Origin of the sequence: Peribacillus frigoritolerans, assembly GCF_030676415.1 — a bacterium.
Classification (GTDB): Bacteria; Bacillota; Bacilli; order Bacillales; family DSM-1321; genus Peribacillus; species Peribacillus frigoritolerans_A.
Window position 1 is genome coordinate 1 of sequence record NZ_JAUUTW010000074.1, and the last position, 1690, is coordinate 1690.

The window sequence follows — 1690 nt, forward strand, 5'->3', positions numbered from 1 at the left end:
AACGAAACTGTCAACCCACCACACCCAAATGTTTTTAAATGGTGTTTCATTCAGCTATGAATAGAGTTATTCCTTGTTCAACTTATAAACCAAATATCCTTTCGGATTTAGCTTGTCAAGGGCGTACTTTCCCTTGATAAGCTAAATCGAAATGGATACAATTCTAAAAGTTGAACAAGGATAACCTTAAAAACTTGGCACGAAGGCAAAAACGTTGACGGTGGTATACAAACTGATATGCGTGGGTTGGTTACCACATTTCACTCCATCCGTCACGGAGCTGCCTCGGACTAACGGCGCACGTTCAGTCTCTAGACCTAGTGCATAGTTGCACATGAGGGTTCTCCTTCCCGGGGGTTTGCCTTCGAGCCAAATCTTCAATTCTAAATCACAAAATTATGATTCGATAAAATCATTTATTACATAATCTTACTTTCAATCTACTTAAGCAACATTCGATACACATACTTGCTTATCCTCAATGGCACAACCGATAGCCCAAATAAAACCAAGTAATTCTCTGGCTACTGCAACAACAGCTACTTTTCCACCTTTTCCTTTAGCAGAGATGCGATGATATTTCATATGAAGACGGTGTTGAGCTTTCCAAGCAATACGTTTTGCCTCTGGATCTTGACCTTCTTGACGTTTAAGCAATTCACCTTTAAGAGATGGTCGATGGCGATAAGACCAACAAACTTCTACTATGGAACGACAAATTTGGGAGTTTCCGGTTTTCGTAATGGAACCTTGCCAACGACTAGACCCACTCGAGTATTCCTTTGGAACAAGTCCAGCATAGGACATCAGTTGTCTTGGGTTTGAAAAGCGAGAAAACTGTCCAATTTCAGCTACCAAAGTAACAGCTGTGACTTCTGCGACTCCTCTTAATGTTTGAAGAGCTTGAATTACCGGAGCATGTTCACTTTGAAGGGCTTCTTCGTGGATCTGAGCTTCGATTCGTTTCATACGATCTTCAACCTCATTGATTGCATGAAGATATTCTTGAAAAACAATACGTTGAGAAGCTCTTTCAAATGTTAATCGTTTTAACCATTCACGATGTTTTACGGACCAATTTCTAACTCCCTGCGGAGGACGTATTCCATGGCGAAGTAAGAAGTGAACAAGTCTCTGGCGAGAACTTTGTAAATCCTCACGAGCATCATGACGAGCACGAATTAAGTCTCTCAATGCTTCATGATCTTCATCTGGAACCCATACAGAAGTAAGCTCTCCAGCGCGAAGTAGCTGAGCTAATCTAATAGAATCTCTTTTATCTGTTTTCACACGATCGCCCGATCGCTTTGGAATAAGGGAGGGTGCGACAACCATACAATCAATGTCCATAGATAGAAGAAATCGATAAATTCCATACCCAGAAGATCCTGCTTCATAACATACTAATAGGCTTTCAGGCTTCCCTAACTTTTTCATCAATTTGCGAATATCCTCTGGTTTATTTTGAATAGTTCCATGAAATCTAGGTTCACCACGACCAGAATCAGCAATCGCAACAGCAATTGAATCTTTAGATACGTCTAAACCAACAAATTTTTGAACATCCTTCATAATATAGGCTCCTTTTCGTGTGTAGCTCTACACTTGGTTTTTTATTTTTGGTAGTAACATTATGACCAAGTGCAATCTACGTTAAGCGATGGGAGCCGTTTTCGTTCATTATGACTAA

Annotated in this window: 1 protein-coding gene; it reads right to left on the reverse strand. The window is 40.3% G+C overall.

Annotated features, from left to right (window positions below; genetic code table 11):
• Nucleotides 1-444: 444 nt before the first annotated feature.
• A complete protein-coding gene (locus Q8G36_RS28440; RefSeq protein WP_305161555.1) occupies nucleotides 445-1572 on the reverse strand; it encodes an IS110 family transposase in 1128 nt (375 codons plus the stop codon).
• Between the last annotated feature and the right edge of the window lie 118 nt (nucleotides 1573-1690).

Excerpts from the sequence above, each read along its gene's own strand:
- Q8G36_RS28440 (WP_305161555.1), bottom strand. The coding sequence starts at position 1,572 with ATGAAGGATGTTCAAAAATTTGTTGGTTTAGACGTATCTAAAGATTCA.